The sequence below is a fragment of the Lysobacter soyae genome (genome assembly GCF_019551435.1).
GTDB classification, from domain to species: domain Bacteria; phylum Pseudomonadota; class Gammaproteobacteria; order Xanthomonadales; family Xanthomonadaceae; genus Solilutibacter; species Solilutibacter soyae.
Genome location: NZ_CP080544.1, coordinates 557609 through 571135, shown reverse-complemented (window position 1 = coordinate 571135; position 13527 = coordinate 557609). Strand labels below are relative to the sequence as shown.

At 59.1% G+C, this 13527-nt stretch carries 12 protein-coding genes and 1 riboswitch; of the genes, 5 read left to right on the top strand and 7 right to left on the bottom strand.

What is annotated here, in order from left to right; all coding sequences use genetic code 11:
• Nucleotides 1-154: 154 nt before the first annotated feature.
• From gcvH to H8L67_RS02640, 5 genes are all read right to left on the bottom strand, one after another.
• Nucleotides 155-553 (bottom strand): glycine cleavage system protein GcvH, encoded by a 399-nt coding sequence (gene gcvH, locus H8L67_RS02660; protein WP_220380246.1) that lies wholly within the window; start codon nucleotides 551-553, stop codon nucleotides 155-157.
• Nucleotides 554-615: 62 nt separating this feature from the next.
• Nucleotides 616-1719: a glycine cleavage system aminomethyltransferase GcvT gene (gene gcvT, locus H8L67_RS02655; RefSeq protein WP_220380245.1), complete on the bottom strand. Its 1104-nt coding sequence runs from the start codon at nucleotides 1717-1719 to the stop codon at nucleotides 616-618.
• A gap of 48 nt (nucleotides 1720-1767) precedes the next feature.
• Complete coding sequence (locus tag H8L67_RS02650; RefSeq protein WP_220380244.1) at nucleotides 1768-2196, bottom strand: NfeD family protein; 429 nt, start codon at nucleotides 2194-2196, stop codon at nucleotides 1768-1770.
• Nucleotides 2196-3119 carry an SPFH domain-containing protein gene (locus tag H8L67_RS02645; RefSeq protein WP_434063409.1) on the bottom strand — a complete coding sequence of 308 codons (924 nt, stop codon included), beginning with the start codon at nucleotides 3117-3119 and terminating at the stop codon, nucleotides 2196-2198. Before H8L67_RS02645 ends, H8L67_RS02650 begins: the two co-directional genes overlap by 1 nt.
• 66 nt (nucleotides 3120-3185) lie before the next feature.
• Nucleotides 3186-4148, bottom strand: a complete 963-nt coding sequence (locus H8L67_RS02640; protein WP_220380243.1) for an aldo/keto reductase — start codon at nucleotides 4146-4148, stop codon at nucleotides 3186-3188.
• A gap of 102 nt (nucleotides 4149-4250) precedes the next feature.
• On the opposite strand from H8L67_RS02640, the gene H8L67_RS02635 reads away from it, so the two are divergent.
• The 3 genes from H8L67_RS02635 to dusB are packed head-to-tail and all read left to right on the top strand — an operon-like array spanning nucleotide 4251 to nucleotide 7690.
• Nucleotides 4251-5336, top strand: a complete 1086-nt coding sequence (locus tag H8L67_RS02635; protein ID WP_220380242.1) for a GGDEF domain-containing protein — start codon at nucleotides 4251-4253, stop codon at nucleotides 5334-5336.
• Nucleotides 5337-5372: 36 nt separating this feature from the next.
• A complete protein-coding gene (locus tag H8L67_RS02630; RefSeq protein ID WP_220380241.1) occupies nucleotides 5373-6659 on the top strand; it encodes a nucleoside permease in 1287 nt (428 codons plus the stop codon).
• Between the two features lie 32 nt (nucleotides 6660-6691).
• The gene (gene dusB / locus H8L67_RS02625; protein ID WP_220380240.1) at nucleotides 6692-7690 is read left to right on the top strand and encodes a tRNA dihydrouridine synthase DusB; all 999 of its coding nucleotides are present in this window, start codon (nucleotides 6692-6694) and stop codon (nucleotides 7688-7690) included.
• Nucleotide 7691: 1 nt separating this feature from the next.
• Here dusB and H8L67_RS02620 read toward each other — a convergent pair whose 3' ends face one another.
• On the bottom strand, nucleotides 7692-8519 hold the full coding sequence (locus H8L67_RS02620; RefSeq protein ID WP_220380239.1) for a UDP-2,3-diacylglucosamine diphosphatase: 828 nt from the start codon (nucleotides 8517-8519) through the stop codon (nucleotides 7692-7694).
• Nucleotides 8516-10237, bottom strand: coding sequence for a bifunctional ornithine lipid synthase OlsF (gene olsF / locus H8L67_RS02615; protein WP_220380238.1), 1722 nt, complete (start codon nucleotides 10235-10237; stop codon nucleotides 8516-8518). Before olsF ends, H8L67_RS02620 begins: the two co-directional genes overlap by 4 nt.
• Nucleotides 10238-10433: 196 nt before the next feature.
• Between olsF and metK the strand changes: the two genes are divergently transcribed.
• On the top strand, nucleotides 10434-11669 hold the full coding sequence (gene metK, locus H8L67_RS02610; protein ID WP_220380237.1) for a methionine adenosyltransferase: 1236 nt from the start codon (nucleotides 10434-10436) through the stop codon (nucleotides 11667-11669).
• Nucleotides 11670-11835: 166 nt separating this feature from the next.
• Nucleotides 11836-11921: riboswitch (S-adenosyl-L-homocysteine riboswitch) on the top strand.
• Between the two features lie 31 nt (nucleotides 11922-11952).
• Nucleotides 11953-13395, top strand: coding sequence for an adenosylhomocysteinase (ahcY, locus tag H8L67_RS02605; protein ID WP_220380236.1), 1443 nt, complete (start codon nucleotides 11953-11955; stop codon nucleotides 13393-13395).
• Nucleotides 13396-13527: the final 132 nt, after the last annotated feature.

Here is a 13527-nt window from a genome sequence, read left to right as displayed (position 1 = left end):
GGGGGAACCACCCGCCGGCGTCCGATCCGTCCTCGCGCGACGATCGAAAAAATTTTTCCGAAAGTGACCTGCTAACGCCGTTGCACTGCCCATTTGCGCAAAAAAATACCCGGCCTCAAGCCGGGTATTCGTATCCGAAAAGTCGGAAGAACGATCAATGATCTTCGTCATCGACCAGTTGTTGATAGTCGTCGGGCGACAACAATTCATCCGCTTGCGCCGCGTCGCTCAACTCGACAACGAACAACCAACCGTCACCAAACGCGTCTTCGTTGATGGTTTCCGGCGCGTCAGCCAACGCGGCGTTGACCTCGACGACTTTGCCGCTGACCGGCGCGTAGACATCAGACGCCGCTTTGACCGACTCCACCACCGCACAGGCGGTGCCGGCGACGACTTCGTCGCCAACTTCCGGCAACTCGACGTAGACCAGATCACCGAGCAGACCTTGGGCGTGGTCGGAAATGCCGATCGTGGCACGGCCATCGCCTTCGACACGCACCCACTCGTGCGACTTCAGGAATTTCAAATCACCGGGAATTTCAGCACTCATCGGGGGCTCCAAAATGTTGATTATGCGTTCGGTAAAGACCCCGAGAGCGGGGTTGATTCATTCTAAGCGATGCCGTCGGCGATTTTGCCTTCACGCACGAACGGGAATTTGACCACGCGAACCGGCACTTCTTTGCCGCGAATATCGACGCGCACATCGCCCAGCGCGCCGGTCGGAACACGCGCAAACGCGATCGCCTTTCCGATCGTCGGGGAGAAGGTGCCTGAAAGGATTTCTCCTTCGCCACTTGCCGTCAGTACCCGTTGGCCATGGCGCAGGACGCCTTTGTCGTCCATCACAAGTGCGATCATTTGTCGCGGTGCACCTTCCGCCGCCTGCCGTTCAAGCACCTCGCGTCCGATGAAGTCACGACCTTCGTCCAAAGCGACGGTCCAACCCAGTGCCGCTTCGTAGGGCGACACGGTGTCGTCCATGTCTTGTCCGTAGAGATTCATACCGGCTTCGAGACGCAAGGTATCGCGCGCGCCCAAACCTGCCGGCTTGACGCCCGCAGCATGCAACGCGTTCCAGAACGCCACCGTTTCACCGGCCGGCACGATGATTTCGAAACCGTCCTCTCCGGTGTAACCGGTGCGCGCAATGAACACCTTGGTGCCATCCAGGGTGGTGGCTTCTCCGGCGGCAAATCTTCCCAACTTACCAATTCGTGCGCGGTCGGATTCTTGCAACAGGCCGGAGACGCGCTCACGTGCATTCGGTCCTTGCACGGCGACCATGCCGAACTCGGGGCGTTCGGACACTTTGACGTCAAAGGCTTTTGCCTGCTCATTGATCCATGCAAGGTCTTTTTCGCGGGTAGCGGCGTTCACCACCAAACGGAACCAATCCTCGCGCATGAAATAAATGATGAGATCGTCGATCACGCCGCCTTGTGGATTCAACATGGCCGTATAGAGCGCCTTGCCCTCGACTTTGAGCTTGTCGACCGAATTCGCCACCAGCCGGCGCAGGAATTCGCGGACGCGTGCGCCTTCCAAATCCACTACCGTCATGTGCGACACGTCGAACATGCCGGCATCGGTACGCACCACATGATGCTCGTCGATTTGCGAGCCGTAATGGATCGGCATGTCCCAGCCGCCGAAATCGACCATTTTCGCGCCCATGGCGCGATGGGTTTCGTTGAGAACGGTTTTATCAGTCATCGTGCACTCGCGCTTTCGGTGAAAGCGCGATTATCGCACTTCCCCCGATTATTCGGACTCGACGAAAAGCTCGAGACCGTCGGTGCGTACCACACGCACCCGTGTGCCCGGCGGCACGTCGTCGCCACGCACGCGCCACAGTGCATCGGCGATTTGCACCTGACCTTGACCGTCGCGAATGCCGGCCGGGACGTGAAGAATTTGCCCGACCAATTGATCGGCGCGACGATTGAGGCCGGGTTGATCGGTGGGCGCTTTGTCCTTGCGGAAATATTTCCGGTAAACAATCGCGAACACAAAGCCGAGCACGACGAAAATGCTCACCTGCGCGACGATCGGCAGCGGCGCCAGCAACAGCAGAATGAAGACAATAGCCGCGGCGAAGCCGAGCCAAAGCATGAAGGCACCGGGTGCGAACGCTTCGGCGGCAAGCAATGCCAGTGCGATCACACCCCACGTAACCAATTCGGGACGCATCATTTCACCTTGTGTTGGTTCAGGGCTTCTTTGGCCAACTCGCCGATGCCGGCCAAACTGCCAAGCATCGCGGTCGATTCCATGGGCATCATCACGAACTTCTGGTTCGGCGCTTCCGCCAGAGACTTGAAGGCCTCGATGTATTTTTGTGCGATGAAGTAGTTGATCGCTTGGACATTGCCGCCGGCAATGGCGTCGGAGACCATTTGCGTCGCACGCGCTTCTGCCTCTGCCAAACGCTCGCGCGCCTCGGCCTCACGATAGGCCGACTCTTTGCGGCCTTCTGCCGACAGGATCGCACCTTGCTTCTCACCTTCGGCACGCAGGATTTCGGATTGGCGCAAACCTTCCGCTTCGAGAATGTTGGCGCGCTTTTCGCGTTCGGCCTTCATCTGCCGGGCCATGGATTCGACCAGGTCGCGCGGGGGTTGGATGTCCTTTAACTCAATCCGGTTCACCTTCATGCCCCAGGGATGGGTCGCGGCATCCACCGCCATCAGCACTTTCGAATTGATTTCGTCACGCTTGGACAACGACTCGTCGAGGTCCATCGAACCGATCGAAGTACGGATGTTGGTCATGACCAAATTCAGAATGGCTACTTCCAGTTGCGCGACTTCGTAAGCGGCTTTAGCCGCGTCGAGCACTTGGAAAAACACGACGCCGTCGACTTTGACGACAGCGTTGTCCTTGGTAATGACGTCCTGGCTCGGCACGTCCATCACCTGTTCCATCATATTGATCTTGCGACCGACGTTCTGATAAATGGGTACGAGCAAATGCAAACCGGGGCGCAAGGTGGCCGTGTAGCGACCAAACGTCTCCACCGTCCATTCCCAGCCCTGCGGCACAATCCGAACCGCCTTCGCCAGCAGAATGACGCCGGCGATGACGATCGCAATGGTCAAAACGGAAAGACCCATGATTCAACTCCCCTCGAATGTCAGATCGTTCGAGTTTACCTGCAATGCACGACACGCCTGCGTTTGTCAGAGCTTGCGGATTTCCGCATCCAATGACGCATCAATCTTTTCGACACAGGCGAGCGATTTCAGGTTATCGAGCAGTTGTTTCACCGAGCTCGCGCCCAGAATGACGCTGGTCACTGCCGGGTTGCGCAGCACCCAGGCAATGGCCAATTGGGCGGGATCGACATCGTGCGCGCGCGCCAAACCGGCAAAGGCGGCCGCGCGCTCCATTCGAAACCGGCCATCGTTTTTCATGTCTTCCAACAACCATGCGTTGTGCGCCTTCGACAGGCGCGACCCTTCCGGAATCCCATCGGCGTATTTGCCGGTCAAAAGGCCCGACGCCAAGGGTGACCAGGTCGTCGCGCCCAAGCCTTCCGCGCGCAATACCTGCGCATACTCCTGCTCGAATCGCTCGCGAACCAACACGTTGTATTGCGGCTGCTCAACGCTCGGACCCACCCAACCGTGCCGGTCGGCAATCCGCAGCGCATCGAGAATGCGTTGTGCCGGCCACTCGGACGTCCCCCAGTACATCACCTTGCCTTGCCGCACCAAGCCGTCCATGGTCATGACGATCTCTTCCAACGGGACGTCGTCGTCCGGCCGGTGGCAGTAATAGAGGTCCAGGTAATCGACGCGAAGGCGCTTCAACGCATCGTGACAGGCATCGTGCAGATGTTTGCGTGAGAGCCCGCGCTGCGTCGGTCGCGGATCCGCAACCGATCCGAAGAACGCCTTGCTTGACACAACGAAGCCGTCGCGCGGCAAACGCAGGTCGGCGATGACATCACCCATGACCCGCTCGCCGTCGCCATGCCCATAGACTTCGGCATTGTCGAAAAAATTGATGCCGTGGTCCCAAGCCGCGGCGACCAGATTGCGCGCCTCGCCACGCGAACTGTCGCGACCGAAGCTCAACCATGCCCCCAGGGACAGGGCCGATAATTTCAGTCCCGCCCGACCCAGCCGCCGGTATTCCATCCAAGCCTCCTGATATAGTCCGAATCCAGCACCCGAAAAGCCCACGGGTCGCCGCTTCGCACATTGTGAGGGAAACGTGTGATCAAGCGATTGAGGCAGTACTTGGCAGCACCCGACAAAATCATGCTCGAGCTGGGTGCCGGGGGTGAGTTGGTGGTTGCGCGCATTCGTTTGGCGATTGCTTTCCTGCTGTTCCTGCCCCCCATCATCAACACCCTTTCGGGCGGACCGGGCAACGAAAACCTTATCGGTTTCCTCGGCGGCGCGTTCGCCGTGTTTTTGGGGTGCATTTGGTACATGCTGGCACGCGAGCGCGGTCGATTCCCGTGGCTGCCATGGGCCAGTACCACCTATGACATCACCGGCGTGACCTTGTTTCTGTTCCTGCTGTCGCTGCACGACCGGGCGGCCGGGCTCAATAGCTTTGTCATCTGGGAGTTCTATCTCACCAATTTGCTGTTGACCTGCCTGCGCAATGACGCACGTCTGACGCTTTTTGCCGGCGGACTTGCGATCTTGCAATACCTCGCCTTGGCACAATGGATCTTTGCCAACTCGTCGGCTGAGCAGTTGGCGTCCGTCTCTTACGGCACTGCGTTGTGGTCAACGGTCGGCCAGCGCACCGTGGTGCTGCTGGTGGCCACCATCGTCGCTGTGACGACGGTGACACGGATGCACCGGCTGTCAAAAATGTCCGGCACCGACAGTCTCACCGGCATCCCCAATCGGAATTGGTTCTTGCATCAGGCCAAGCAGTTGATCGATAGCGCAATGCGTGCACGCAAGCCTGTATGTATTGCGATCATCGATCTGGATCACTTCAAACGCATCAATGACGAAGTCGGCCATCAGGCCGGCGACGATGCCTTGATCCATGCGGTGTCGGTCATCCACGGCAATGTCACCGCACCGGACACCGTGGGTCGATTGGGCGGCGAAGAATTCGGATTGCTGATTCACGCGGATCTCGAGACCGCGCGGACACGCGTGGACCGCATTCGCGTCGCTTTGGAGCAAAGCCGCTTCCAAACCCCCGGGGCCGAGCAGATCATCCAAGTGACCCTGAGTTCCGGTATCGCGCACTGCGATGCCGACGGTCAGAGCCTCACAAGCTTGATGGGGGTCGCGGATCGGCGGTTGCGCAAGGCCAAGTCGGCCGGCAGGAATTGCGTCCACCACGTGGATTGACCCACACTAGCGGCTACCGAATCCGAAGCCGCGCCCATGAGCCTGAAGCTACGCCTGACCGTAATGAACTTCTTCCAGTTCTATGTCTGGGGGGCGTGGCTGATCACCATTGGTAGATATTGGTTTGAAAACAAAGGTTGGCCGGGTACGAGTTTCGGCGCCATGTTTTCCACCATGGGGATCGCATCGCTGTTCATGCCGGCATTGATGGGCATTGTCGCGGATCGTTGGATCAACGCCGAGCGCTTGTACGGGATCCTGCATATCGCCGGCGCTGTTTGCCTGTTTGCATTGCCGAACGCCGGCAGTCCGCAGGCGATGTTCTGGGTGATGCTCGGCGCGATGATTTGTTACATGCCGACGATCTCGCTCGCCATCACCGTCGCCTACAACGCGTTGAAGCGCGAACAGATGGACGTGGTTCGCGACTTTCCGCCTATCCGTGTTTGGGGAACGGTGGGCTTCATTGCCGCGATGTGGTGCACCAGCCTGCTCGGTTTCGAAAAGTCGGCCATGCAGTTTTACGTCGCGGCCATCGCCGCGATCGGACTCGGCCTTTACGCATTCACCTTGCCACCCTGCCCGCCCAAGCTTGAGAGCAATAGCAGCGGCACGTGGGTCGATGCACTGGGTTTCAACGCGTTCCGCTTGTTCCGCAACCCGCAAATGGCGATCTTCTTCATCTTTGCGATGTTGCTCGGCGCTGCGTTGCAGCTCACCAATGCTTATGGCGGCACCTTCCTCGGCGAATTCGAGAACAACCCCGCTTACAAAGACACGCTGGCGGTGAAGTATCCCGCCATGATCATGTCCATCTCGCAGATTTCGGAAACCTTGTTTATCTTGGCGATTCCGTTCTTCTTGCGTCGTCTGGGCATCAAATGGGTGATGACCATCAGCATGATCGCGTGGTGCTTGCGCTTCGGCTTGTTCGCGTTTGGCAACCCCGGTGACGGTCTGTGGATGATCATCCTGTCCTGCATCGTGTACGGCATGGCATTCGACTTCTTCAACATCTCCGGTTCCCTGTTTGTCGAACAACAAAGTGATCCGCGCATCCGTGCCTCTGCGCAAGGAATGTTCATGCTGATGACCAACGGTATCGGCGCGGTTTTCGGCAGCCTGATCGCCGGCTATGTGATCGACACGTGGTTCACCGCGGCCGATGGCGTGAAGGACTGGCACGGCATTTGGCTGGCGTTCGCGGCCTACGCCTTCGCGATGGCGGTGGCGTTTGTACCGCTGTTCCGATACAAACACGGTCCGGGTGCATCGGAGCAGGTCGCCCACGGCCACACGCCTACCGACGTCAACGCCCCCTGAAGCCGGTATCCGCGCTCATTTAGAATGGGCGCATGCAGATCGGGCCGTATCATATCGAACCCAATGTGATTCTGGCCCCGATGGCCGGTGTCACCGACAAGCCTTTCCGACTGTTGTGCAAACGACTCGGGGCGGGCCTTGCCGTGTCCGAAATGACGATCAGCGATCCGCGTTTTTGGCAGACGCCGAAGTCACTGCATCGCATGGATCATGACGGCGAACCGGCCCCGATCAGCGTACAAATCGCCGGCACCGATCCTGCACAGTTGGCTGCCGCCGCGCGCTACAACGCCGACCACGGCGCGCAAATCATCGACCTCAACTTCGGCTGCCCCGCCAAGAAGGTGTGCAATGCATGGGCCGGATCCGCGCTGATGCAAGACGAGCAGCGCGTCGCTGAGATCTTGCATGCCGTGGTGGCGGCTGTGGATGTGCCGGTCACGATGAAGATGCGCACCGGCTGGTGTTCGACCGTCAAGAACGCTCCGACCATCGCGCACATCGCGGAGGACGCCGGCATTGCCGCACTGACCGTGCATGGCCGGACACGCGATCAGCACTACACCGGCACCGCCGAGCATGAGACCGTCACCGCGATCAAATCGCGTGTGCGGATTCCGGTGATCGCCAATGGTGATATCGACAGCCCCCAGCGTGCGGCCGCGGTGCTGCGCGAAACGGGGTGTGATGCCGTCATGATCGGTCGCGCCGCGCAGGGTCGCCCATGGTTGTTTCGCGAGGTTGCGTATCACTTGGCAACCGGCGCTTTCTTGCCGGCGATTTCCATGGCCGAAATCCGCGACACGCTTCTCGGACACTTGGACGCATTGCATGACTTCTACGGCGAGGACATGGGGGTGCGTATCGCGCGCAAACATTTGGGTTGGTATGCCAAAGATCGTCCGGAGAATGCTGGCTTCCGTGCCGTGGTGAATGTCGCCGTGAGCGCGGAACGCCAACGGCAGCTCACACGCGATTATTTCGACCGGCTGATGGAAACCGAAACCCAGACCGACGCACAAGCCGCGTAAATCAAGCCGCCTCTTGAAAGTGCGCCGCGTCACGTACCGGTGTCAACAGACGCAGACGCGGTGCGAGGGTTTTCAACACGTTGCCTTTGAGGTCGAGCAGTTGCAATGTGCCGTCCGGCGCTTCGGCGAGCGCGGTCAAAGATTCCACCCAATCACCGTCATTGGCGTAGATCAAGCCATCGCGCTCAAACAAGGCAGCGCGATGGATGTGTCCGCAGATGATGCCATCGAGCCCGCGCTGCTTAGCGTCGTCGAGTCCGGCTTTGACAAAACGGTCAATGAAGCGCTCCGCGGCATCGCTTTGCCGTTTCATGTATTCCGCCAAGGACCAGTAACGCAAGCCGGCTCTGCGACGCAGTGCATTGGTCCATTGGTTCCAAGTGAGGATGCGGTAGTACAGCCAATCACCGAACTTTTCCTGCACGTTGCCGAAGTGGGTGATGCTGTCGTATTCGTCACCGTGCACGACCAACATCCGACGACCGTCAGCCATGGCATGGATGCAGCGACGACGTACCTGCATCGCCGGCAAAGTCAGACCGCAAAACCGCCGCGCCGGCCGGTCGTGGTTGCCTGGCACATAAATCATTTCGGTTCCGGCACGACGCAACGCGTGCAGCGCTTCAATCACATTGTTGTGCGCCGTGCCCCATCGCGCGCGCCGCTGTGCCATCCACCACAGGTCGATGATGTCACCCACCAGATACAGTTTTTCGCAGCGAATGACTCTCAAGAAATGCGCCAGTTCCGCCGCATGACAATGGCGGGAACCCAAATGCACATCCGATAGGAAGACCGCGCGCTGAAGCGTTGCGGTCGCGGCGCTCATGCCGCGACTCCATCCTTGCCGCTGTCGATGTATCTGGCGCGTTTCTTCTCGAGCAACTTGGTGAGGTCGACTTCGATCAAGCCGTCAATCGCATCGTTGAAGTCCGGGTCGATGCCAAACGCCAGGAAGCGGGTGCCGCCCGACTCACACAAATCGGTGTACTGGCGATACAACATGGGCACTTCGGCACCCAAGGCATTCAAGTTGCCTTTGAGCACTTTGTAGGCGGTCTCGAGGTCCACGGCATCGTCAAAGTCCGGTGGCGCTGCAAAGTATTTGAAGGGGCGGCGCGAGCGCGCGTAGGACGTCTCCGTACCGAAGTAGCGGCTGTAGAACGCCACCAACTGATCGCGGGCCGCTTGCGGTAGCGCCGCACTGATGGATACCGGTCCGAACAGATAGCGGATGTGCGGATGTTTGCGCAAGTACGCACCGATACCCTGCCACAAATAGTCCAGGCTTCGACTGTTCCAATACTCCGGCACCACAAAGCTGCGCCCCAACTCCATGCCTTGACCGATGTGGATGACCGCTTTCTCTTCGAAATCAAACAAAGAAGCGGTGTACAGACCCGCCAACCCGCGCGCACCGATGATTTCCGCACCGCGCGCGACGCGATAGGCGCCGGCGATTTTGCCGGCTTGTTGGTCCCAAAGCACGATGTGTTCGTACCAACTGTCGAAGACATCGAGATCGATTCGCTTTCCGGTTCCTTCACCGACTTTCCGGAAAGTGACCTCGCGCAACCTGCCGATTTCATGCAACACCGCAGCGCCGACCGGCAATTGGCCGACGCGAATCTCCTTGCCGTCCAAAGTTCTGCCGAGCAATTCCATGGCTGCGATGCCACGCACAACGCTGTCGTGTTCGGCCGGCGCGACTATCGGTTCCGGCCCGGACGGCACGCTACCCGGCTGCCTCGGCAATCGCGACAATCCGTAAACCGCTTTTCGAACGCTACGAAGAACGGCGTGCCGGTCGGTATCGGCCGCCAAGTGCATCGCATCACCCACGCGCAGTTCGATGCGCTGATTGCGGCGTGCGAACATTTCGCGCGCGAGCAAAGCGGTCGCGGCCGGTTTGTAGATGGCAGAGGTGCCGTAAAAGAGCAACGAGTTGCGCGCCTTGACATGCACCGGCAAGACCGGCGCCGCGGTGGCGCGCGCAAAGCGGACAAAACCCGCGCGCCAGACCGAATCCCGGATGCCGCGCGGCCCCAGACGTGACACTTCGCCCGCGGGAAACACGATGACGCATTCTTCTCGCGCCAGTGCCGCTTCGATGGCGCGGAGATCGGCGGTGCCGGCGCCACCGCCGAAAACGCGGACGGGCAAGATCAATTTTTCGATGTTGTGAAGATTGAGCAAGATGTCATTGGCGACAATGCGGACATCCTTGCGGACGCGACCCACGGCATCCAGCAAGGAAAATGCATCCACGGCACCGGAAGGGTGATTGGCAACGATCACCAGTCGACCGGTTTTCGGAATCTTGGCCAGATCCGCTTCTGAAACCGTGTAGCCCGCCTGCAGGAAGTCCAGACCTGCACGCACGAATTCGAAATTGCGCACTTCCGCCTGTGAGCTGACAAAGCTGTCGATCTTGTCCAGGCGCGACCATTTTTCGACGCCGCGGATCAGCGTCCGCGTGACGCGGGCTCGACGACCGCGGAACCATTTCGGGAAGCGGGAGGCCAGCAGGGGTTCAAGTTTCAGCATGGGCAGTTCGGAGCACCGGACGTTGACCTAGGGTGACGGGAGGACGCTTCACCCATATTGCAGATTTTCGCGAAAACTGTGACAAGCCCGGTGTTCACCGCGGCGCAACACATCATGAACGGTTATGCGGCAGAATCGTTCAATACGCTGTATCATTGCGCACCTTATCTTTTCATCCGAATAAAAGGATATAACGATGTCGAACTACCTGTTCACCTCCGAATCGGTGTCTGAAGGCCATCCGGACAAGATTGCCGACCAGATCTCCGACGCCGTTCTTGACGCGATCCTGGCGCAAGACAAGCGCGCGCGCGTGGCCTGCGAAACCATGGTGAAAACGGGTGCCGCCATCGTCGCCGGCGAAGTCACCACCGATGCGTGGGTGGACATCGAAGACCTGGCCCGCAACGTGATCAACCAGATCGGCTACAACAATTCGAATGTCGGTTTCGACGGCCACACCTGCGCGATCATCAACATGCTCGGCAAGCAGTCGCCTGACATCGCCGCCGGCGTCGACGGCACCAAGAAGAAAGCCAAAAAGCCGGAAGAGATGGGTGCCGGCGATCAGGGCCTGATGTTCGGCTATGCCTGCAACGAAGCGCCGGAATACATGCCGGCACCGATCTACTACAGCCACCGTTTGGTCGAGCAACAAGCCAAGGTGCGCAAGAACGGCAAACTGAAGTGGCTGCGTCCCGACGCCAAAAGCCAAGTCACGCTGAAGTACAGCGACGACGACCATAAGATCCATGGTCTCGACGCCGTGGTCCTGTCCACGCAGCATGATCCGGACATCAAACAAAAGGATTTGATCGAAGCCGTTCGCGAGCACATCTTGAAGCCGGTGTTGCCGAAGAAGTGGTACGAATCGCTGCCGAAGAACAAAGTGCACATCAATCCGACCGGCATCTTCGTGATCGGCGGCCCGGTGGGCGATTGCGGCCTGACCGGCCGCAAGATCATCGTCGACACCTACGGCGGCATGGCCCGTCACGGCGGTGGCGCATTCTCGGGCAAAGACCCGTCGAAGGTGGATCGCTCCGCCGCTTATGCCGCACGTTACGTTGCGAAAAACATCGTGGCGGCAGGCTTGGCCGACAAGTGCGAAGTGCAAGTCTCCTACGCCATCGGTGTGGCAGAGCCGACCTCGATTTCGGTCACCACTTTCGGTACCGGCAAGATTGCCGATGATCAAATCGAGAAGTTGATTCGCGCAAACTTCGACCTGCGTCCGTACGGCATCATCAAGATGCTCGACTTGATCCACCCGATCTATCAGCGCACCGCTTCGTACGGCCACTTCGGTCGCAAACCGGAGCAGGTGTCGTACATCGACGGCCAAGGAAAGAAGCAAACGGCTACCGCGTTCTCATGGGAGAAGACGGACAAGGCGGATGAGCTGCGCAAGGCTGCGAAGCTCAAAAAGTAATTGCCTGACTTCTCCATGGAAGTGGAGACGCAGAAAAGCGCCTCACCCGGCGCTGCGCGCCGCCCTCTCCACTGCGTGGAGAGGGGATTCTTCCTTCTCCACGCAGTGGAGGGGGTGCCCCGAAGGGGCAGATGAGGCGCTCTAGCCGCCTCCGCTATAATTCACACCACCCGAGGGGCGCTGCGATCGCACATAGTGCGGCCAGGCTCGGTTGACGCGAAGCATCGCAGGGAACAACGGCGCCCGTTCGAGAGACATCCACTTACGAACGGAGCCATTGCACATGAACGCGCAAGTCAAAACTTTCTCGCAAGACGGTGACTACAAAGTCGCCGATATCAGCCTCGCCGATTGGGGCCGCAAAGAACTCGATATCGCCGAAGCCGAAATGCCCGGCCTGATGTCCATCCGCAAGAAACACGCCGCGGCCAAACCGCTCGCCGGCGTGCGGGTCACGGGTTCGTTGCACATGACCATCCAAACCGCAGTGTTGATCGAAACGCTCAAGGACATCGGCGCCGACGTGCGCTGGGCGTCCTGCAACATCTTTTCGACCCAAGACCATGCCGCCGCAGCCATTGCCGCCACCGGCACCCCGGTGTTCGCCTGGAAAGGTGAAACCCTGGAAGAATATTGGGACTGCACCCTCGATGCGCTGACCTTCAAGCTCGCCGACGGCACCCTGACCGGACCGGAATTGGTGGTCGATGACGGCGGCGACGTCACCTTGTTGATCCATAAAGGCCTCGAACTTGAAAAAGGTTCGAAGTGGGCCGATGAACCGGGCGCCAACCACGAAGAGCAAGTCATCAAGAATTTGTTGAAGCGCGTCGCCACCGAACGCCCGGGTTTCTGGACCCGCGTGGTCGCCGATTGGAAGGGCGTGTCGGAAGAAACGACCACCGGCGTGCACCGTCTGTATCAACTCGCCGAAGCCGGTCAATTGCTGGTGCCGGCCATCAACGTCAATGACTCGGTCACCAAGTCGAAGTTCGACAACCTCTACGGTTGCCGCGAATCGCTGGCCGACGGTCTGAAACGCGCGCTCGATGTCATGCTCGCAGGCAAGGTCGCCGTCGTCTGCGGTTATGGCGACGTCGGCAAGGGTTCAGCCGCGTCGTTGCGCGCGTACGGTGCGCGCGTGATCGTGACCGAAATCGATCCGATCTGCGCACTCCAAGCCGCGATGGAAGGCTATGAAGTCAAAACGGTCGAAGACACTTTGGGTACCGGCGACATCTATGTCACCACCACTGGCAACAAAGACGTCATCACCCTCGATCACATGAAGGCGATGAAGGACCAAGCCATCGTGTGCAACATCGGCCACTTCGACAACGAAATCCAAGTGGACGCGTTGTACGCCTCCGGCGCCGTCAAGACCAACATCAAACCGCAAGTGGACAAGTTCACCTTCGACAACGGCAACGCGATTTTTCTCTTGGCCGAAGGCCGTTTGGTCAACCTGGGTTGCGCGACCGGCCACCCCAGCTTCGTGATGTCCAACTCCTTCTCGAACCAAACCTTGGCGCAAATCGATTTGTGGGCCAACAAGGACAACTACGAAGCGAAGGTCTACATCCTGCCGAAGAAGCTCGATGAAGAAGTCGCGCGTCTTCACCTTGAAAAAATCGGCGTGAAGTTGACCACACTGTCGGATGCGCAAGCGTCTTACCTTGGTGTGGACAAGTCCGGCCCCTACAAGCCGGACCACTACCGCTACTGAGTGGCAACAGACATTCGCAAGACCGGAACGGGCGCAATTTGCGCCCGTTTTGCTGTGGGAGGCTGAAACCTTTTCACTTTCATCCGGATAAAGCGATATATTATTGGGACGTTCCCACTTCCGCAGCATTCC